Genomic DNA, 17,568 nt, shown 5'->3' with positions numbered 1-17,568 from the left:
CTCCCCGCCGCGAGCTCAGCCCACGAGGCAGCGCGCTATGCCAGCGCCGGGGTGCGCGGCCAACAGTCCGCGGGCACGTGACCGTGAGATGTTCCACGACAACCAGTCGTCCGTCTTCAGTCCGCTTCCCGGGTCGCAGCTGACCGAGGGGTTCCGCAGGTCGACCAGCGCGGGCGCGGCATCGGCCGAGAGCTCGGCGAGGTAGGCGTAGTCGATCGGGGCCGTCGCGTTGGTGCGGGAGAGGTTGTGCTCCGCGATGTAGAGGTCGGGGTTGAGGACCGCGAGCCCGAGCAGACCAACCGCTCCGAACCGCACCGCCAGCGGGACCAGCCAGCCACGCGCCCGGACCAGGCCTGAGGCCATCACGAGCACGACCACGACGCCGAGCCAGCCCTCGAAGACCGAGACGAGCAGCCGGAGCCGGGTGAAGCCGTAGGCCTCTTCGTAGAGGTGCATCCGGTAGAGCGCCGACACGACCACGACGATCGTCATGAGGCACAAGGCGCCCAGCGCCAGGTCGCGGGCGCGCCCAAGGGTGGCCTTGCGCGCGGCCCAGCCGACGACCGTGAGGGTGAGGATCGTGGCCACCGTCAGCTGGCCGAAGCCTTCGTGGACGTAGTCGGCGTAGGTCAGTCCGGTGGTGCGCTGGAGGTAGTCGTGGCCGCCGAACATGGCGGTCGCCTGCGCGACCAGGAAGAGCGCGAAGACGGCGTTGACGGCCATCACGGGTGCCATCCACTCGAACTGCCGCCGGCTGGGTCGCAGGGGCAGCCGCAGCCGGTCGACGGCTGGGGGAGCAAGACTCACGTATGCCGCGGCGAGGGTGCCGGCCGCGATGAACACCGCGAGGACGATCCGGGCGGGGAGGTCGTGCCAGGTGATGTCGGGCGTGATGGCGTCGACCCAGGATGCGAACAACGCGTCAGCGGAGGCGAACAGGGCGCCGAAGACGAGGAGCAGAACCACCGAGACGATCGTCGCGCGGGCCGCGGGAATCCAGGCCTGGACGCTGGTGCGGGGCTTCAGCGTGCGGCCGAGCCACGGAAGGCCGCGGATGGAGGCCAGGGGAACGGATGCCGCCGTGCCCAGCAGACCCAGGATCGAGGAAGCGCGCGTCGAGTTCACGGCCACGAGCGCCAGGCCTGCCAGGAGGCAGAGGATGGTGATCCACGCGGCGTCCCTGACGAAGAGGGTCGCGAGGAGCAGGGCCACCAGGGCCGCGTCGACGCTGTCCAGCCGGTTCCACCGACGAGACCCGGGGCGCAGGGCGCGGGCCCCCAGCGCGGTGGCGGCGACGGCACCGAAGACGAGGGTGGTGCCGACCCCGAGGTTGCGGTTGGGCACCACGACGGCCGCGAGGACACCGGCAGCCACGGCGCAGGCCACGATGCCGGGGCCTCGCCGTGGTGCGTCCGGCCAGTAGGACCCGAGCCCCTCGTGCGGTGGTGCGGCGGGAGGCAGCGGCGCGGGGGCCGGTGGGGTCAGGGTGCTCATGATGGGCTCCTTCGTCGTGATCGGACGGGTCACGTCCGCGGGCAGGGTCACCTCGATGCGGCAGCCGTGGTCACTGTCGGCGACGGCGATGGTCCCGCCGTGCAGCTGGGCGACCCAGCGGGAGATGGCGAGGCCGAGACCGGTGCCGCTGTTGTGTGCGGCACTGGTCGTGAACCGCTCGAACACCGCGCGCCGGTCCGAGGCCGCGATCCCGGGCCCGTCGTCAGCGACGGCGACCAGGACGTCGCCGTCGGCGAGCTCGGCGCTCACCCGGACCAGGCCACCAGCCGGACTGTGGCGGGACGCGTTGTCGAGCAGGTTGGCGAGCAGCTGGTGCACGCGGTCGGGGTCGGCCGGGACCGTGAGGGACTCCGGTCGCACCACCACCGTGTAGCGCAACCCGTCGACCCGGGCCTGGGCCACGGCCTCCTCGAGCAGGTCGGCGAGCCGCACGTCCTTGAACCGCAACGGCGTCACGCCCTCCTCCACGCGCGACAGGTCGAGCAGGTCGCTCACGAGGCGGCCGAGGCGCTCGGTCTGGGCGAGCGCGAGGCGCAGCTCGTCCGGGCCGGGCTGCGAGACGCCGTCGACGAGATTCTCCAACACTGCCTGCAGCGCGGAGATCGGGGTGCGCAGCTCGTGCGAGACGTTGGCGACGAGGTCACGCCGGTGCCGGTCGACCAGCTCGAGGGTCGCCGACATCCTGTTGAAGGCGCGGGCCAGCTCGCCCACCTCGTCGCCGGACGTGGCGCGCACGCGCTGGGAGTAGTCGCCTTGCGCCATCTGCTGGGCCGCGTGTGTCATCTCACGCAGCGGCGAGGTCATCCCCCGTGCCAGGAGCTGGGTGATGCCGAGCGCTGCCAGGACCGCGACCGGCACGGTGGCCCACGGCGAGAGCCCCGCGCGGGTGCCGACGACGGCGAGCACCGACGCCACGGTGATCGTGACCGCCACGAGCAGGCCCAGCTTCACCTTGATGGAGCGGACCGCGTCGAGGGGGCGAAGGTCGTACCTCACGCGCCCACCTCCAGGGCGTAGCCGACTCCGTGGACGGTGCGCAGGAGGTCGGCCCCGAGCTTGCGGCGCAACGACTTCACGTGGCTGTCGACCGTGCGGGTGCCCGATGCGTCCGCCCAACCCCAGACCTCGGCCAGCAGCGCCTCTCGGGTCAGGACCGTGCCGGGTCGCGCGGCGAGGCACGCCAGCAGGTCGAACTCGGTCGGCGTGAGGTGCACCTCGTCCTCCCGGGACCACACCCGCCGCTGGGCGCCGTCGATGCGTAAACCGTTGACCTGCACCGTCGGTGCAGGGGACTGCCTCGTCGCCGCGGCCCGCTCCACCCGCCGCAGCAGTGCCCTGATCCGGGCCACCAGCTCACGCATCGAGAACGGCTTGGTCATGTAGTCGTCGGCCCCGATCCCGAGGCCGACCAGCAGGTCGGTCTCGTCGTCGCGCGCGGTGAGCATCAGGACAGGCACCGGTCGCGCGGCCTGGAGCCGCCGGCATACCTCGTGGCCGTCGAGGCCGGGGAGCATCACGTCGAGCACCACGACCTCCGGGTCCCAGGCTGCGGCGCGGTCGAGGGCGACGAGGCCGTCGTGCACCTGCTCGACGTCGAAGCCCTCGGCGGCCAGGCGCGCGGCAATCGCGTCGGCGATGGTGGGTTCGTCCTCGACGACGAGGACGCGGGGCTTGGTGCTCACGTTCTCGAGACTAGGAGAGTGTCCCGGTGGGGGAGGGGTAGATGGTGTGAAGGTTCTGTGCAGATGTGCTGGTCCGCGCCGAACCCGTTCACCCCGTTAGGGTGGCGGCCATGACCTCAGCCGCCCTGCCGCCGTCCTCGGTGACGGTGCGCGTCCCGGCGAAGGTCAACCTCGAGCTGCTCGTCGGGCCCCCCCGCGAGGACGGGTACCACCCGTTGTCCACGATCTTCCACGCGGTCAACCTCTTCGACGAGGTGACCGTGATGAGCGCCCCCCAGTGGGGGCTGGCGGTGTCGGGGCCGCAGTCCTTCGGCGTGCCCGTCGACGGCACCAACCTCGCCGCCCGCGCCGCGCAGCGGCTGGCCGAGGTGAGCGGCATCGACGAACCCGTGCACATCACCATCCGCAAGGACATCCCCGTGGCGGGTGGCATGGCCGGCGGCTCGGCTGATGCCGCGGCCACGCTGGTCGCGTGCGACCTGCTGTGGGGCACCGGCCTGACCCGTCCCGAGCTCGAGGAGATCGCGGCGGGGCTGGGCAGCGACGTGCCCTTCCTGCTCGGTGGGGGCACCGCCATGGGGTCGGGGCGCGGCGAACGGCTGGCGCCGGTGCTGGCCCGGGGCAGCTACCACTGGGTCTTCGCCCTCAGCGAGGACGGCCTGTCGACCCCGGCCGTGTATGCCGAGTGCGACCGTCTGAGGGGTGACCGCACCGTGCCCGACCCCTCGCCGAGCGCCGAGATGATGACGGCGTTGCGCTCGGGCGATGCGCGCGCCCTGGGTGCCGCCCTGTCGAACGACCTTCAGGCAGCAGCGATTTCGCTGAGACCGGCCCTGGGGGACGTCCTCGACGCCGGGCTGGAGTTCGGTGCGCTGGGCGGCGTCGTGTCCGGATCGGGCCCGACGGTCGCCTTCATCGCCGAGTCCAACGAGGCCGCCCTCGACCTCGCGGTCTCCCTGACGGCGTCGGGCGCGGTGCAGGACGTCCGCCGCGCGACCGGTCCGGCGCACGGAGCCCACGTCATCAGCGCCCCACGGCCGGGCTGAGCGGCAGCAGATGGCCAACCTCATCAGCGTCGAGCGCGCCACCCTCGCCCTCGGCACCGCCCACGTGCTCGACGAGGTCTCCCTCGGCGTGCTCGGTGGTGACCGGATCGGTGTCGTCGGACGCAACGGTGGCGGCAAGACCACGCTGCTGCGGGTCCTCGCCGGCCACCTCCAGGTCGACTCGGGTCGGGTGACCCACGCGGGGGTGTCGCGGGTCGGCGTCCTCGCCCAGGACGACGTCCTCGACCCCGCTCACACCGTGCACGAAGCGGTCCTCGGCGACCTGGCCGAGCACGTGTGGGCCGGCGACCCTCGCATCCGCGACGTCCTCACGGGGCTCCTCGGCGGGATCGGTGCGGAGGCCGTCGGTGGTTTCGACGCGCTCGTGGGGCCCCTGTCCGGTGGGGAGCGTCGGCGCCTCGCACTGGCTGCGCTGCTGGTGCAGGACCCCACGGTGCTGTTCCTCGACGAGCCGACCAACCACCTGGACGTCGAGGGCGTGGCCTGGCTCGCCGAACACCTGGTGCGCCACCGTGCCCGCCCGGACAACGCCGTCGTCGCCATCACGCACGACCGGTGGTTCCTCGACGAGATCGCCACGACCACGTGGGAGGTCGTCGACGGCAAGGTCAACGCCTTCGACGGTGGCTACGCGGCCTACGTCCTCGCGAAGGCCGAGCGCGAGCGGATGGCGGCGGTCACCGCCGAGCGGCGCGACAACCTGCTCCGCAAGGAGCTCGCCTGGTTGCGACGCGGTCCGCCGGCGCGGACCACCAAACCGAAGTTCCGCATCGACGCGGCCAACTCCCTCATCGCCGACGAACCACCCGCGCGCGACGACGTCGAGCTGATGCGGTTCGCCACGACCCGGCTGGGCAAGGACGTCGTCGACCTCGTCGACGCGTCGGTGACCCTCGGTGAGCGGCTGCTGCTCGACCGGGTCACCTGGCACCTCGCTCCGGGCGAGCGCGTCGGCATCGTCGGCGTCAACGGCGCCGGCAAGTCGACCCTGCTGCGCGCCATCGCCGGTCAGGTCCCGCTCTCCTCGGGCAAGCGGAAGGAGGGCGTGACCGTCAAGCTCGCCTACCTCACCCAGGAGGTGCGTGAGCTGGAGCGGTATGCCGACTGGCGCGTCATCGAGGCGATCGAGGACGTCCGCAAGTACATCCGTCTCGGACGCAAGGAGATCAGCGCGTCGCAGCTCGCGCAACGGCTCGGCTTCACCGGCGGTCGCCAGCAGACTCGCGTCTCGGACCTGTCCGGTGGCGAGCGCCGCCGGCTCCAGCTCACCAGGCTGTTGATGGACGAGCCGAACGTCCTGCTGCTGGACGAACCGACGAACGACCTGGACATCGAGACGCTGACCTCCCTGGAGGACGTCCTCGACGGCTGGGCGGGCACGTTGCTCGTGGTGTCGCACGACCGCTACCTGCTGGAGCGGGCGTGCGACAAGCAGCTCGCCCTGATGGGCGACGGCAAGCTCCGTGAGCTGCCCGGTGGCGTCGAGCAGTACCTCGAGCTGCGACGAGCCGCCCCCGCGCCGACGCTGCCCACCCCACCCAGCTCGGCGCAGACACCTGCGGCACCTGCCCCGGTTGTCACGAACAGCCCAGCCGAGCTGCGCGACGCCCGCAAGGACATGGCGCGAATCGAGAAACAGCTCGCCCGGCTGGCGCAGCGCGAGGACCGGATCCACGCCGAGATGGCCGAGTCGGCGACGGACCACGCCAAGGTGCTCACCCTGAACGGCCAGCTGCGCGAGATCGTCGACGAGCGTGAGGGGCTCGAGCTGGAGTGGCTGGCCGCAGCCGAGATCGTCGGCTGAGCTCGCGTTCGTCCTGGGGGTGGCCGCGTCGAGAGTGCGCGACACGCTGAACGGGCAGCCCGGTCGTCAGCGTGTCGTGCACTCTCGACCGAGTCGGCTCAGGCCTCGAAAGGGGACAGCAGGCGTCGCAGCATGGCGGCCAGCTCGTCGCGGTCACTGCTCGACAGCTCTGCGAGCAGGTCGCGCTCGCGGTCGAGCAGGTCGGCCATGGCGTCGTCGACGGTGCGCTGCCCCGTCGGCGTGAGGCGCACGATGACGCCGCGGCGGTCGTGGGGGTCGGGCGTGCGACCGACCAGCCCGCGGCGCTCGAGCCGGTCGACGCGGTTGGTCATCGTGCCGCTGGTGACGAGTGTCTGGCGGATCAGCTGGCCGGGCGAGAGCTGGTAGGGCGAACCAGCGCGCCGCAGGGCCGAGAGCACGTCGAACTCCCACCCCTCGAGCTGGTGCCGGGCAAAGGCCTGGACGCGGTCCAGGTCGAGCCGTCGGGCCAGCCGGGAGACGCGGGACAGGATCTGCAGCGGCGCCACGTCGAGGTCCGGGCGCTCACGACGCCACGCCTCGACGATCCGGTCGACGTCGTCGGGCGGGGGAGTCGACATGGTGACAACTCTACCTTCCGTCAAGTATCTTGATGTCAAGACAACCGTTGAGAGGTCGCCGTCATGAGCACCACGTGGGATCCCCAGCAGTACGCCAAGTTCTCCGACCACCGGTCGCGTCCGTTCGGCGACCTGCTGGCGCGCGTCGGTGCGAGGCATCCTCGTCTGGTCGTCGACCTCGGCTGCGGCAACGGTCCGCTGACCCTCTCACTCGCCGAGCGCTGGCCCGACGCCCGCATCGTGGGCGTCGACCACTCCCCCCAGATGCTTGCGGTGGCACGGTCCCTGGATGTGACCGATCGCATCGAGTGGGTGGAATCCGATGTGGCGCAATGGGATCCGATGACCCTGGGGGCGGCCCCGGACGTCATCGTCACCAACGCCACGCTGCAGTGGGTGCCGGGCCACCTCGACCTCCTGACCCGTTGGGCGGCTGCCCTCGCTCCCGGGGGATGGCTGGCGATGCAGGTGCCGGGCAACCTCGACGCCCCCTCGCACGCGCTGATGCGCGACGTCGCCCGCGACCACCCGGACGCCGACCTCCTCCGACCCGCTCTCGATCGGCTGGCCGTCGAGCAGCCGTCCGCCTACGTCGAGCTGCTCGGGAGTGTCGGACTCGAGGTCGACGGGTGGGAGACGACCTACCAGCATGTCCTCGATCCCGAGGCGCGACAGGCGAACCCGGTCCTGGAGTGGGTGCGCGGGACCGGGCTGCGACCCGTGCTCGACGCACTGACGGACGAGACCCGGCGCGAGGCGTTCCTGGCGGACTACGACGCGAGGCTGCGCGCGGCATACCCGCGGACGCCGATAGGCGTGATCTTTCCGTTCCGCCGCATCTTCGCCGTGGCCCATCGCCGGGACGGTGGCGGACCGGAGGTCTGAACCGGGTAAAGGGTCGGGGCCAGAGCTCCTTGCTGCCCCTGGAGCGCGAGACGTTCTACGGTCGGGGTATGACCTCCTTCGTGAAATCCGTGACCTTCGACTGCTCCAGCGCCCTGCTCGTCGCCGGTTTCTGGGCGGCCGCGCTCGGCTCCAACGTCGACGAGGACAGCACCGACGACCGGGCGTGGGTCGAGCCCGCGGGGTGGGGCGGTCCCACCCTGTGGTTCCAGCGCGTCCCTGAAGGCAAGACCGCGAAGAACCGGCAGCACTTCGACCTGCGCGCCGTGGGGTCGGTCGGTGCCGAGGTCGAACGACTGGTGGCCCTGGGCGCCTCCGTCATCGGCGGCGACGGCGAGCTCGTCGTCATGGCTGATCCCGAGGGCAACGAGTTCTGCGTCGAGTCCTGACGCCGACCCCCGCCCCCGCGGGCATCGGCGACGTGTCAGAGCTTGCGGGCGATGGTGAGTCCGTCGAAGGCCGTGAGCACGACCGTCTCGACCCGGTCGTCGGCGGCAACCAGGTCGTTGAAGGCCCGGAGGGCGTCGAGGTTGTCGCCGGCGGCGCTGTCGTCTGCGATCTCACCGCTCCAGAGCACGTTGTCAGCCAGCAGCAGGCCGCCCGGCCGGACCCGGGGCACCAGCTCGTTCCAGTAGTCCACGTAACCGCCCTTGTCGGCGTCGATGAAGACCAGGTCGATGGTGGCGTCTGCAGGCAGTGCCCGCAGGGTGTCGAGCGCCGGTGCGATCCGCAGGTCGATGCGGTCGGCCACCCCGGCCTCCTGCCAGGACTGCCTGCCGATCGCCGTCCACTCCTCGCTGATGTCGCAGCAGACCAGGGTGCCTCCGTCAGCCAGCCCGCGGGCGATGCAGAGGCTCGAGTACCCCGTGAAGGTCCCGACCTCGACGGCCGACCGCGCTCCGACGAGGCGGGCCAGCATGGTGAGCAGCTGCCCCTGGTCGTCACCGATCTGCATGCTGGCAGGCCCGCCGAGGGCGCGCGTGCGTTCCTGCAGCCGGCGCACCACCGGGTCGGGCCGCCACGAGCTGTGCGCGGAGGCGTAGTCGCGAACGGCGTCGGTGACCAGGAACGAGCGCATGCCCGTCAGGCTAGTCCGCGGTGAGCAGCCCCGGTTTCTTCTCGAGTCCGGCGAGGCCGTTCCAGGCGAGGTTGACCAGGTGGGCCGCCACGTCGGCCTTCTTCATCTTGCGAGAGTCGAGCCACCACTGGCCGGTGAGGGCGACCATGCCGACGAGCATCTGCGCATAGAGCGGAGCCGTCTTGGGATCGAGCTTGCGACGCTTGAACTCGGCCGCGAGGATGTGCTCGACCTGGCTCGCGACGTCGGAGATGAGGCTGGCGAACGATCCGGTCGACTGACCGGCAGGACTGTCCCGCACCAGGATCCGGAAGCCGTCGGTGTTGCTCTCGATGTAGTCCAGCAGGGCGCCCGCAGCCCGCTCGAGCGTCTCGCGACTGTTGAGCTCGGCGCTCAGCGCGCCAGTGATGCCCCCGAGCAGTGCGGCGATCTCTCGGTCGACGACGACGGCATAGAGCCCCTCCTTGCCGCCGAAGTGTTCGTACACCACCGGCTTGGACACGCTGGCCTTCGCGGCGATCTCCTCAACTGTCGTGCCTTCGAAACCCTTGTCCGCGAACAGTTTCCGACCGACCTGGATGAGCTGCTCGCGGCGCTGCTTGCCCGTCATGCGGGAGCGGGAGCCGGAGGCGGTGGTCTTGTCGTGGGCGTCGGTCACACGGTCCATCATGCCGCCTGCGTAGCGTGGTGGTCGTGAAGGGCAACGCCCGGTATGCCGGTGGAGCGCGGCGGTTGGCGATGTCGGCTGCCGCCGTGGCCGCCTTGCTCCTCCTCGGTGTGGCTCTCGACCAAGGGCCCCTGGGGCCTGCCGAGTCCGCCCCACCGCCGGTCGCTTCTCCCTCACCGCCGGTCCCGTCGGTGACCACGGCCGTGCCGGGTCTCGACGTCCCCACTGCGCCACGGATCGTGACGGACCACCTGACCTTCGGTGCCGAGCGCAGGGCCGAGACCGCGGCATACGCGGAACGCCACTATGGAACGCGCACCTGGCGGCTGGATCCGAGCGTGATCGTCCTGCACTACACGGAGAGCGACACCTACGCCTCCGCTCGCTCGCTCTTCGAGGCGGACCTGCCCAACCGGGGTGAGCGCCCGGGAACCTGCGCCCACTACGTCATCGACCAGGACGGGACCATCCACGAGCTCGTGCCGCCGACCGTGATGTGCCGGCACACGGTGGGGCTGAACCACCTCGCCATCGGCATCGAGTTCGTCCAGTCCTCCAGCGGTCACGACCCCCGCTGGGCGGTTCAGCAGGTGCTCCGCCGCAGGGCGCAGGTGGCCGCGGGCGTGGCGCTCGTCGAGGACCTGCAGAGGCGGTTCCCGATCGCGGACAGCGACGTCATCGGGCACGCGATGGCCAACGACACCAAGGGTTTTCGCGACCGCGAGGGCTGGCGCAACGACCACACCGACTGGCAGGAGGCGGAGGTCGTGGCATTCCGCCGGCTGCTCACCACTGCCCCCTGACGCGAGACCTCAGGCGGCGAGGCGGCGGGCGTCGATGCGCTTGGCCACCGGCCACCTGACGTCGGTGGCCCAGCCGAGCTTCTCGAGCGCCCAGATGACCCGCGCCGTCGAGTCGACCTGACCCTTCTCGACCCCGTGACGGGCGCAGGTCGGGTCGGCGTGGTGCAGGTTGTGCCACGACTCGCCCATCGACAGGACCGCCAGCCACCAGACGTTGCCGGACTTGTCGCGGCTCTTGAACGGCCGCTCGCCGATGGTGTGGCAGATCGAGTTGATCGACCAGGTGACGTGGTGCAGCAGGGAGACTCGCACCAGGGACGCCCAGAAGAAGGCGGTCAGCGCCCCCTGCCAGCTCATCGACCACAGCCCGCCGACGACGGCAGGCAGGAGCATCGAGCCGGCGACGATCAGCGGGAACGCCCGGTCGACCTTCTGCAGGTCCGTGTCGGCCATCAGGTCGGGTGCGTACTTGCTTCGCGGCGTCTGCTCGACGTCGAAGAGCCAGCCCGTGTGCGCCCACCACAGCCCCTTGGCCAGTGCCGGGATCGTCTCGCCGTAGCGCCACGGGCTGTGCGGGTCGCCATCGCGGTCGGAGAAGGCATGGTGGCGGCGGTGGTCGGCAACCCACCGCACCACCGGTCCCTGGATGGCTAGGGAGCCGGCGATCGCGAGTGCCACCTTCAGCCCCCGACTGGCCTTGAACGAGCCGTGCGTGAAGTAACGGTGGAAGCCGACGGTGATCCCGTGCCCCGCAACGGCATACATGACGACGGCGATCACGATGTCGTGCCAGCCGAGGCCCCAGCCCCAGGCGACGGGCACCGCCGCGAGCAGCGCCAGGAACGGGATGCCGATGAACAGCGCCAGCGCGACCTGTTCGCCTCGGGCCTTCCGTTCGGGTGCCACGGACGGCGTCTGGTCCTGGGTGGTCGGCGCCGTCTGCGCGGGAGCGGGCGCGGTCTGCGCGGCTGAGTTGGGGGGCGTCATCGCAGGGGGAACCTTCCTTCGGTTCGTCGCCACGGAGGCATCATCAACGTACGAAACCGTAACCTACGGAACCGTAGGTTGTCATCGGTGTCGGCGGCGATGCCCAGGTATGCCGCGTGCTTGGCTACCCTTGGCGGGTCCCCGCAGGGGGCGTTCCCCGGTTGGTCTGCTGGCAGGGCCCGCCTGACTTTGAATCAGGACAAGCGACGTAGGTTCGATTCCTACCCGGGGAGCCAGGTCCTAGGCGCCGGGGTCCCAGGCGAAGAGCTGGTCGAAGACCCGTGGGTCACCGCCGAGCTCGAGGGACTCCGGCGGGATGCGGCCGTAGAAGAAGAGGACCAGCTCGCTGGCTGTGCCCCGGGCGGAGGCATCCACCGTGTCCGGGTCGTCGCTGCCGGAGTCGGGCAGGCGGGCCGCCCGTGCGCCGTCGGCGGAGAGCCAGACGCGCCAGGAGCGGCCCTCGGTGGCGTGGTAGTCGACGACAGCCGGCTGGTGCGGCCAGGCGCTCGTCGTGGCGCAGCAGGTGAACAGGAACTCCTCGACCCCGTCGAGCGCCGCCTCCTCCGGGAGTGGCTCTGCGGCGTCCGCGGTGAGCTGGGCGTCGTAGGTGTGCACCGCCATCTGCTGCACCTGGTGCCGGGCGACGGCACCGCTGGTCGGCGGTGACTGCGAATCGCCCCACCACATCCAGACACCTCGATCCGGGCCGGCATCGTGCAGGGCGTCCACCAGCTGCTGCGTCGACTCGGCCATCCAGACGAGCAGCGCCTCGCGGTCACGAGGCGCCGGCGCGCCGTCTCCCGCGGACTTTCCGGCTGCGTCGGGTCCGGCGGCGACAGTGGCTGCCCACGAGCGACGCCCCTCGCCCAGGTGCTCGACCAGGTCGAAGAGCGTCCACTCGGGGCAGCTCGGCACCTGCGCGTCGAGGCTCGGCGCGGAGGAGACCGCGGCGCAGAAGGCGGCTGACCTTTCGTCGATCAGCCGCAGCAGGTCTTGGTACTCCACGATGTTCTTCACTCGCGCTGTCTATCACTGTGCCGTGGGTGACCGACATCGAATTTCCCGCCCGCGGGAGCCTGAGACCTCAGCCGCGCGGGCCACCGCCGTGGTTGTCGGTGTCGACCGTGATGGTCTTGAGGTCCTTGCTGACCTCGAGCCTGACGTTGGCGCCGGCCTTGGTACCGAAGACGTCGTAGGAGCCGTCGGGGTCCTTGCGTACGGACGTGACGGTGACGGCCGAGTCCTTGGCCTTCACGGCCGCCTTGACGTTCGCGAGCTCGGTGCCGGTGACAGGGGTGTGGTTGCCGCCCCCGGGGCCGCCGCCGGGGCCATGACCCCCGCGTCCGCCACCGGCGTTGGTGGTGATGGTCTTGAGGTCCTTGCTGACCTCGAGCATGACGTTGGCACCGGCCTTGGTGCCGAAGACGTCGTAGGAGCCGTCGGGGTCCTTGCGCACGGACGTCACAGTGACGGCCGAGTCCTTGGCCTTGACGGCTGCCTTGACGTTGGCGAGCTCGGTGCCGGTGACCGGGGTGTCGTTGTTGGGGTTCGCCGAGCCGTCGGGTGCCTCGGTGTTGGCTGCGTACCCGACGGCGGCCGATGGAGCAGAGGACGGTGAGGCGGCGTTGGACAGGGCGGCGCCCGTGGCGACCAGCCCGAGGGCCCCGACGAGGGCGCACGCGCCGGTGATGATCCTGCTGTTGGCCATGGTGGCTCCTAGGGGTCGCTCACGGCCACTGTGGCCGAGTAGATGCTGCGAGCCTCGGGGGCGCACCTGTGCTGAACCTGTGGTGACCCTTCGCCGCACCTAGGAACCCGCGCTCAGCCCAGCTCCCGGCGAGTGCCCCGACCCTGACCCGGCCGTTCGCCGACCCCGAGGGCAGTGACGGGCAAACCGGGGTCGGGTCAGGGCTGCACCCGATGGGCGGCGAGGTCGCAAGAGCGCACAGTGGAGGAGTCCGGGAGAGGCCCGGCGCGACACCGAAGGAAGTGCTCCACCCATGAACGACATCCACTCCACCTTTGCCCAGCAGGGCCTGGTCCGACCGCGCGGCGAGCGCGTCCTGGGCGGCGTGGTCGCTGGGCTCGGACGACGCTTTGGTATCGCCCCGTGGCCGGCCAGGATCCTCTTCGTGCTGCTGCTCATGGTGATTCCAGGCAGCCAGATCCTGATCTACCCGATCCTGTGGATCCTCATGCCCTCCGAGGCCACGACGGTCGCCCCGGCGTACCAGGGTCCCGGCCCCGCCGCCGCCCCGGCCTCCTGAACCCCAGCACCGGACACGAAAACGCCAGCACCGGTCATGCCCACGACGAGAGCGTGGTCATGACCGGTGCTGGCGTTCAACCGCCTGCTAGGGCAGCGACAGGGTGTAGTCGTTCAGGGTGAAGGTCGTCGGCTCGCCGGTGTACGAGACCTCGAAGCCGTACTCGACCTCGCCGAGCACCTGCGACGACTTCAGCCAACCCTGGGCAACAGCCCACTTCAGGATGTGCGCCAGGTCGACACTGCCCTGGTTGGTGACGTTGTCGCGGATGAACCACAGGCCGGACCCGTTGGTGTACGCGTGGTAGGCGACGCCGTCGATCGTGGCTTGGACGCCGTGGTTGACCCCGTACCAGTACTGCCAGTTCATGGTCCAGTTGTTCCAGACCATGACCTCGGTGCCGAAGTTGTCGAGCCACAGGTCGTAGGCGGCGTTCCACTGCTTCCCCTTGGCCGGAACCGTGCCTCCCCCTGCGGGAGTCGTCACGTTGAAGGTCGACGGCAGCGAGGTGAGCGACGACAGCGGGTAGCTGACGTGGCGCTGGGTGTCCGGGTAGGTCTTGACCGAGTCGTCGGTGCCGGTGCCCGGCTGGTTGGACGTCACGGACCACCGGTTCCACGCGCAGGCCGAGATGCTCTGGGGTCCGGCATCACCGCTCCACATGTTGTTGTTCACGAGGTAGCCGTTGTTGTTCCAGGACCCGTACGAGGCGGACGACGTCCACGCCGGCGTGCACGCGGCCGGCGAGGTCGCGGTGCTGCTGCTGGTCGTGGTCGGCGGCGTGCTCGTCGTGCTCGAGGTGCTCGAGGTGCTCGACGTGCTCGAGGTGCTCGACGTGCTGGTGCTGCTCGACGTGCTCGTGGTGCTGCTCGTCGTGCTACTGGTGGGCGTCGTGGTGCTGCTGGTCGGAGTCGTGGTGCTCGTCGACGCGGTCTGGAAGCTGACGTCGTTGCCGTAGACGGTCCCCTTGGTCGTCGGCACGACCACGCGGTAGTGGTAGGTGGCGCCGCTCCGGAGGCCTGCGAGGCGCTCTGAGACCGGGACGGTGGTGCTGCTGCTCCGCGAGAGGGACTTGAGCGCGGTCGAGGCTCCGTAGGCGGAGGTCGTGCCCCACTGGAAGTAGGCGCCCTTGGCGCGGATACGGGTTCCGACCTGGCCGTTCAGGCTGGCCGCGGTCGTCGAGACCTGGGTCGCCGGCATGGTCGTCGCCGGGGCGGTTCGGGACGTGGAGGAGTGGTGGCCCGTTCGGCCCCAGCTGGCTCCCGTCATGGGGAGGGCCAGCGCAGATACCGAGGCACCGCCGGCTAAAGCGGTCGCGACGAGGGCGGAGATGGGCAGGGTCAAGATTTTCACAGGGTCTCCAGGGGGGGTGTCTCTGTGTTTTCGGGGGGAATAGCTGACCGCCGTGCGGACCCTGCATGGCGCGGCGCGGACAGCCGAAGTGCCCTACCATGGCGGACGCTCACGGCATACGCAAGTTGCATGAGGCCGATGCAGTCCATTTGGATGAGGCCGAGGGCGCCGTTCGAAGGACATTCCTCGTGGTCAGCCCACCATTCGAAGCGATGCGTGCCCTGGACCCGCGCGCAAGGGTCCGCGCAGGCCGTCGGGAGCCGGTCAAACCGACGGGTAGCATGACGGCGTCCCCGTCGCACCCGACCAGATCGCTGGAGTCTCGCGCGTGAGCACCCCCACCGGATCGCACCGTCTTGCCGCAGTCATCGTCCTGGCGGCCGGTGAAGGCACCCGGATGAAGTCCGCCACCCCGAAGGTCCTGCACAGGATCGGGGGACGCACCCTCGTCGGGCACGCGATCGTCGCCGCGCGCGCGGTCGCCCCGGAGCACCTGGCCGTCGTGGTCCGGCACGAACGCGATCTCGTGGCCGCCCACGTGGCCGAGCTCGACCCGCACGCCGTGATCGCGGACCAGGACGAGGTGAAGGGCACCGGCCGCGCCACGGAGTGCGCGCTCCAGGCACTGCCCGCTGACCTCGACGGCACCATCCTGGTGACCTACGGAGACGTGCCGCTGCTCGCCGGCGACACCCTGCGGTCCCTGGTCGACGAGCACGTGGGCACGCGGAGTGCGGTCACGGTGATCACCGCGCACCTCGAGGACCCCACCGGCTACGGCCGGATCCTGCGCGGCGCCGACGGGGGCGTCGAGGGCATCGTCGAGCAGAAGGACGCGACCGACGCCCAGCAGGCGATCACCGAGATCAACTCCGGGATCTACGCCTTCGACGCGGCAGTGCTCGTCGACGCCCTCGGCCAGGTCGGCACCGACAACGCCCAGGGCGAGAAGTACCTCACCGACGTCCTCGCCATCGCGCGCAAGGCAGGCGGACGCGTCAGTGCCCACCTCATCGGCGACCTGTGGCAGACGGAGGGCGTCAACGACCGGGTGCAGCTCGCCCGCCTCGGCAAGGAGCTCAACCGCCGCACCGCCGAGCGCTGGATGCGCGACGGCGTGACGATCGTCGACCCCGACACGACGTGGATCGACAGCGACGTGACCATCGGTCGCGACGCGACCATCCTGCCCGGCACCCAGCTGCTCGGCGCCACGACCATCGGCGAGCGCGCCACCATCGGGCCCGACACGACGCTGACCGACACGGAGGTCGGCCCGGACGCCGAGGTCAAGCGCACCGAGGCGCTGCTCGCGGTGATCGGCGAGGGTGCCTCCGTGGGTCCGTTCTCCTACCTGCGCCCCGGCACCGAGCTGGGTGCGAAGGGCAAGATCGGCGGTTTCGTCGAGACCAAGAACGCCAAGATCGGCGACGGCGCCAAGGTCCCACACCTCACGTATGCCGGTGACGCCGTCATCGGGGAGGGCGCCAACATCGGGGCGGGCACCATCTTCGCCAACTACGACGGGGTCGCGAAGCACCAGACCACGATCGGTCGACACAGCTTCATCGGGTCCGACACCGTCCTCATCGCGCCGGTGAACGTCGCGGACGGGGCCTACGTCGGGGCCGGGTCCGCGCTCACGGGGGACGTCGAGCCCGGCCAGATCGCCGTGGCCCGCGGCCGGCAGCGCAACATCGACGGCTGGGTCGCCCGGGCCCGCGCCGGCACGCAGACCGCCAAGGCGGCCGAAGAAGCTGCAACCACGCGGCATACCGAAGACTCCACGGAAGGGCAGGCCAACGCGTGACCGGCATCACGAAGACCACCGAGAAGAACCTGATGGTCTTCTCCGGGCGGGCCAACCCGGAGCTCGCCGAGGAGGTCGCCAGCATGCTCGGCACCAACCTCGTGCCGACGAGCGCCTACGACTTCGCCAACGGCGAGATCTACGTGCGTTATGAGGAGTCGGTCCGCGGGTCCGACGCGTTCGTCATCCAGAGCCACACGACGCCCATCAACGAGGCGATCATGGAGCAGCTCATCATGATCGACGCCCTCAAGCGGGCCAGCGCCAAGCGGATCACGGTCGTGCTGCCGTTCTACGGCTACGCCCGGCAGGACAAGAAGCACCGCGGTCGTGAGCCGATCTCGGCCCGGCTCATGGCCGACCTGTTCAAGACGGCCGGCGCGAACCGGCTGATGGCGGTCGACCTGCACACGGCCCAGATCCAGGGCTTCTTCGACGGTCCCGTCGACCACCTCATGGCGCTGCCGATCCTGGCCGACCACGTCGCCAAGAAGTACGGCCACGAGAAGCTCGCGGTCGTCTCACCGGACGCCGGCCGGATCAAGGTGGCCGAGCAGTGGTCACAGCGGCTCGGCGGCGCCCCGCTGGCCTTCATCCACAAGACGCGAGACATCAACCGCCCCAACGAAACCGTGGCCAACCGCGTCGTCGGTGAGGTCAAGGGCCGGGTCTGCGTCCTCGTCGACGACATGATCGACACTGCCGGCACCATCACCAAGGCGGCCGACGCGCTGATGGCCGACGGCGCCGCCGGGGTCATCATCGCCGCGACCCACGCGATCCTCTCCGGTCCGGCCATCGACCGGCTCAAGAACTGCAGCGCCGTCGAGGTGATCGTCACCAACACCCTGCCGATCGACGAGGCGCACGAGTTCGACAAGCTCACGGTGCTCTCGATCGCGCCGCTGATCAGCCGCGCGATCCAGGAGGTCTTCGAGGACGGCTCGGTGACGAGCCTCTTTGATGGCCACGCCTGAGAGCAGTGATGGCCACGCCTGAGAGCAGTGACGGCCACGCCTGACCTCTGGCAACA

At 70.5% G+C, this 17,568-nt stretch carries 18 protein-coding genes and 1 tRNA gene; 10 read left to right on the top strand and 9 right to left on the bottom strand.

The annotated features are described in order from the left end of the window. Positions 1 to 15: 15 nt before the first annotated feature. Positions 16 to 2,511 carry a DUF4153 domain-containing protein gene (locus tag AC1DWR_RS08700; RefSeq protein WP_477614654.1) on the bottom strand — a complete coding sequence of 832 codons (2,496 nt, stop codon included), beginning with the start codon at positions 2,509 to 2,511 and terminating at the stop codon, positions 16 to 18. After that, positions 2,508 to 3,197, bottom strand: a complete 690-nt coding sequence (locus AC1DWR_RS08695) for a response regulator transcription factor (RefSeq protein ID WP_477614655.1) — start codon at positions 3,195 to 3,197, stop codon at positions 2,508 to 2,510. Before AC1DWR_RS08695 ends, AC1DWR_RS08700 begins: the two co-directional genes overlap by 4 nt. A gap of 110 nt (positions 3,198 to 3,307) precedes the next feature. Here AC1DWR_RS08695 and AC1DWR_RS08690 point away from each other — a divergent pair, with 110 nt between their 5' ends. Together AC1DWR_RS08690 and AC1DWR_RS08685 are read left to right on the top strand one after the other, a co-directional pair. Further along, entirely contained in the window at positions 3,308 to 4,243 is a 936-nt protein-coding gene (locus AC1DWR_RS08690) for a 4-(cytidine 5'-diphospho)-2-C-methyl-D-erythritol kinase (protein WP_477614656.1), read from the top strand. Between the two features lie 10 nt (positions 4,244 to 4,253). Next, entirely contained in the window at positions 4,254 to 6,068 is a 1,815-nt protein-coding gene (locus AC1DWR_RS08685) for an ABC-F family ATP-binding cassette domain-containing protein (protein ID WP_477614657.1), read from the top strand. Between the two features lie 98 nt (positions 6,069 to 6,166). Here the strand turns inward: AC1DWR_RS08685 and AC1DWR_RS08680 are convergent, their stop codons facing one another. Continuing rightward, complete coding sequence (locus tag AC1DWR_RS08680; protein ID WP_477614658.1) at positions 6,167 to 6,667, bottom strand: MarR family winged helix-turn-helix transcriptional regulator; 501 nt, start codon at positions 6,665 to 6,667, stop codon at positions 6,167 to 6,169. Between the two features lie 63 nt (positions 6,668 to 6,730). Between AC1DWR_RS08680 and AC1DWR_RS08675 the strand changes: the two genes are divergently transcribed. Both AC1DWR_RS08675 and AC1DWR_RS08670 read left to right on the top strand, forming a co-directional pair. Continuing rightward, positions 6,731 to 7,552: a methyltransferase domain-containing protein gene (locus tag AC1DWR_RS08675; protein ID WP_477614659.1), complete on the top strand. Its 822-nt coding sequence runs from the start codon at positions 6,731 to 6,733 to the stop codon at positions 7,550 to 7,552. A 68-nt stretch (positions 7,553 to 7,620) separates the two neighbouring features. Then, positions 7,621 to 7,959, top strand: coding sequence for a VOC family protein (locus AC1DWR_RS08670; RefSeq protein WP_477614660.1), 339 nt, complete (start codon positions 7,621 to 7,623; stop codon positions 7,957 to 7,959). A 35-nt stretch (positions 7,960 to 7,994) separates the two neighbouring features. On the opposite strand, the gene AC1DWR_RS08665 is transcribed toward AC1DWR_RS08670, so the two are convergent. Then, positions 7,995 to 8,648 carry an O-methyltransferase gene (locus AC1DWR_RS08665; RefSeq protein WP_477614661.1) on the bottom strand — a complete coding sequence of 218 codons (654 nt, stop codon included), beginning with the start codon at positions 8,646 to 8,648 and terminating at the stop codon, positions 7,995 to 7,997. Positions 8,649 to 8,658: 10 nt separating this feature from the next. Further along, positions 8,659 to 9,258, bottom strand: coding sequence for a TetR/AcrR family transcriptional regulator (locus AC1DWR_RS08660; RefSeq protein WP_477615295.1), 600 nt, complete (start codon positions 9,256 to 9,258; stop codon positions 8,659 to 8,661). An 83-nt stretch (positions 9,259 to 9,341) separates the two neighbouring features. Between AC1DWR_RS08660 and AC1DWR_RS08655 the strand changes: the two genes are divergently transcribed. Then, positions 9,342 to 10,118: an N-acetylmuramoyl-L-alanine amidase gene (locus tag AC1DWR_RS08655; RefSeq protein ID WP_477614662.1), complete on the top strand. Its 777-nt coding sequence runs from the start codon at positions 9,342 to 9,344 to the stop codon at positions 10,116 to 10,118. Positions 10,119 to 10,127: 9 nt separating this feature from the next. Here AC1DWR_RS08655 and AC1DWR_RS08650 read toward each other — a convergent pair whose 3' ends face one another. Beyond that, positions 10,128 to 11,105 (bottom strand): acyl-CoA desaturase, encoded by a 978-nt coding sequence (locus tag AC1DWR_RS08650; protein WP_477614663.1) that lies wholly within the window; start codon positions 11,103 to 11,105, stop codon positions 10,128 to 10,130. 154 nt (positions 11,106 to 11,259) lie between these two features. On the opposite strand from AC1DWR_RS08650, the gene AC1DWR_RS08645 reads away from it, so the two are divergent. After that, a tRNA-Gln gene (locus tag AC1DWR_RS08645) sits at positions 11,260 to 11,341 on the top strand. A gap of 4 nt (positions 11,342 to 11,345) precedes the next feature. Here the strand turns inward: AC1DWR_RS08645 and AC1DWR_RS08640 are convergent. Both AC1DWR_RS08640 and AC1DWR_RS08635 read right to left on the bottom strand, forming a co-directional pair. Next, positions 11,346 to 12,122: a maleylpyruvate isomerase N-terminal domain-containing protein gene (locus tag AC1DWR_RS08640; RefSeq protein ID WP_477614664.1), complete on the bottom strand. Its 777-nt coding sequence runs from the start codon at positions 12,120 to 12,122 to the stop codon at positions 11,346 to 11,348. A gap of 67 nt (positions 12,123 to 12,189) precedes the next feature. Next, positions 12,190 to 12,813, bottom strand: a complete 624-nt coding sequence (locus tag AC1DWR_RS08635) for a hypothetical protein (protein WP_477614665.1) — start codon at positions 12,811 to 12,813, stop codon at positions 12,190 to 12,192. A gap of 292 nt (positions 12,814 to 13,105) precedes the next feature. On the opposite strand from AC1DWR_RS08635, the gene AC1DWR_RS08630 reads away from it, so the two are divergent. After that, the gene (locus AC1DWR_RS08630) at positions 13,106 to 13,372 is read left to right on the top strand and encodes a PspC domain-containing protein (protein ID WP_477614666.1); all 267 of its coding nucleotides are present in this window, start codon (positions 13,106 to 13,108) and stop codon (positions 13,370 to 13,372) included. A gap of 87 nt (positions 13,373 to 13,459) precedes the next feature. Here AC1DWR_RS08630 and AC1DWR_RS08625 read toward each other — a convergent pair whose 3' ends face one another. Further along, positions 13,460 to 14,047: a glycoside hydrolase family 12 protein gene (locus AC1DWR_RS08625; protein ID WP_477614667.1), complete on the bottom strand. Its 588-nt coding sequence runs from the start codon at positions 14,045 to 14,047 to the stop codon at positions 13,460 to 13,462. Positions 14,048 to 14,060: 13 nt separating this feature from the next. Between AC1DWR_RS08625 and AC1DWR_RS08620 the strand changes: the two genes are divergently transcribed. From AC1DWR_RS08620 to AC1DWR_RS08610, 3 genes are all read left to right on the top strand, one after another. Continuing rightward, on the top strand, positions 14,061 to 14,330 hold the full coding sequence (locus AC1DWR_RS08620; RefSeq protein WP_477624263.1) for a hypothetical protein: 270 nt from the start codon (positions 14,061 to 14,063) through the stop codon (positions 14,328 to 14,330). Between the two features lie 723 nt (positions 14,331 to 15,053). Further along, positions 15,054 to 16,535: a bifunctional UDP-N-acetylglucosamine diphosphorylase/glucosamine-1-phosphate N-acetyltransferase GlmU gene (gene glmU / locus AC1DWR_RS08615; RefSeq protein WP_477624262.1), complete on the top strand. Its 1,482-nt coding sequence runs from the start codon at positions 15,054 to 15,056 to the stop codon at positions 16,533 to 16,535. After that, positions 16,532 to 17,512 carry a ribose-phosphate diphosphokinase gene (locus tag AC1DWR_RS08610; RefSeq protein WP_477624261.1) on the top strand — a complete coding sequence of 327 codons (981 nt, stop codon included), beginning with the start codon at positions 16,532 to 16,534 and terminating at the stop codon, positions 17,510 to 17,512. The genes glmU and AC1DWR_RS08610 overlap by 4 nt, the downstream gene beginning before the upstream one ends. Positions 17,513 to 17,568: the final 56 nt, after the last annotated feature.

The sequence above is a fragment of the Pedococcus sp. P2_E2 genome, assembly GCF_056403955.1.
Note: the sequence above shows the minus strand (reverse complement) of the source record. Positions and strands in the feature narration are given on the sequence as shown.

Coding starts and splice junctions, on each gene's coding strand:
- AC1DWR_RS08660 (WP_477615295.1), bottom strand. CDS start 9,258: ATGACGGGCAAGCAGCGCCGCGAGCAGCTCATCCAGGTCGGTCGGAAA.
- AC1DWR_RS08630 (WP_477614666.1), top strand. CDS start 13,106: ATGAACGACATCCACTCCACCTTTGCCCAGCAGGGCCTGGTCCGACCG.
- AC1DWR_RS08680 (WP_477614658.1), bottom strand. CDS start 6,667: ATGTCGACTCCCCCGCCCGACGACGTCGACCGGATCGTCGAGGCGTGG.
- AC1DWR_RS08675 (WP_477614659.1), top strand. CDS start 6,731: ATGAGCACCACGTGGGATCCCCAGCAGTACGCCAAGTTCTCCGACCAC.
- AC1DWR_RS08635 (WP_477614665.1), bottom strand. CDS start 12,813: ATGGCCAACAGCAGGATCATCACCGGCGCGTGCGCCCTCGTCGGGGCC.
- AC1DWR_RS08665 (WP_477614661.1), bottom strand. CDS start 8,648: ATGCGCTCGTTCCTGGTCACCGACGCCGTTCGCGACTACGCCTCCGCG.
- AC1DWR_RS08685 (WP_477614657.1), top strand. CDS start 4,254: ATGGCCAACCTCATCAGCGTCGAGCGCGCCACCCTCGCCCTCGGCACC.
- AC1DWR_RS08670 (WP_477614660.1), top strand. CDS start 7,621: ATGACCTCCTTCGTGAAATCCGTGACCTTCGACTGCTCCAGCGCCCTG.
- AC1DWR_RS08690 (WP_477614656.1), top strand. CDS start 3,308: ATGACCTCAGCCGCCCTGCCGCCGTCCTCGGTGACGGTGCGCGTCCCG.
- AC1DWR_RS08650 (WP_477614663.1), bottom strand. CDS start 11,105: ATGACGCCCCCCAACTCAGCCGCGCAGACCGCGCCCGCTCCCGCGCAG.